General features: G+C 36.8%; 1 protein-coding gene. It reads left to right on the top strand.

The features are described from left to right. The first annotated feature begins 150 nt into the window (after positions 1–150). The gene (locus AC3A84_RS14540) at positions 151–474 is read left to right on the top strand and encodes a hypothetical protein (RefSeq protein WP_487970605.1); all 324 of its coding nucleotides are present in this window, start codon (positions 151–153) and stop codon (positions 472–474) included. Positions 475–668: the final 194 nt, after the last annotated feature.

Raw genomic sequence — 668 nt, 5'->3', positions numbered from 1 at the left:
AGAGACTCAAAAAGCGTACAGAAACCTTTTTGATAAATGGGAACGTCAAGGCAGATTGCTAAAACTCTATCAAGAGTTATTGGCTGTAAAGGAGAAATAGTATGAGCTATGCAGTACATAATCAGGAATACGCACGAGAACTATCTGCAGATGAGCAATCATTCTGCTCAAAACTCTGAACTTAGTTTACAAGCCAAAGGGTTGTTACTGGTACTAATGTCTAATAAAGATACATGGCGACCGTACATCGATGAGCTTTCTAAGCGCTCAAGGAACGGGCGCGATGCTCATAGGGCGGCCTTTGATGAGCTGAAAGAGGCTGGCTATATTCGTATCTATCGCAAAAGTTTTGGCCGTGGCAAAGGTATCCAGAACTTTCCCTTAGTACAAGATGTCCCGATATCCGATAGCTATTGGGAGTATTGGATAAACAATCTTGAAAGAGAGTTATCCACAGGTAATATTGATGAATGATTTACAACTTACGGATTTTACAAAGTTGAAAAGTTCCAAAGTTGAAGTTTACAAAGTTGAAAAGTTCAAAAGTTGAAGAATCCGACACTAATAATAACTAATAAATAATAATAACTAATTTAATAATAATCTAAGCCTTACGGCACTAACTTAGTAATAAATACTAACCTAAAACAAACTAGTAGTCCTCATAA

This window comes from Paracidovorax sp., from assembly GCF_057642795.1.
This window is presented reverse-complemented; position numbering and strand designations above follow the sequence as displayed.

Bases quoted from the DNA above. Each gene is read 5' to 3' on its own strand.
- AC3A84_RS14540 (WP_487970605.1), top strand. From the start codon at position 151: ATGAGCAATCATTCTGCTCAAAACTCTGAACTTAGTTTACAAGCCAAA.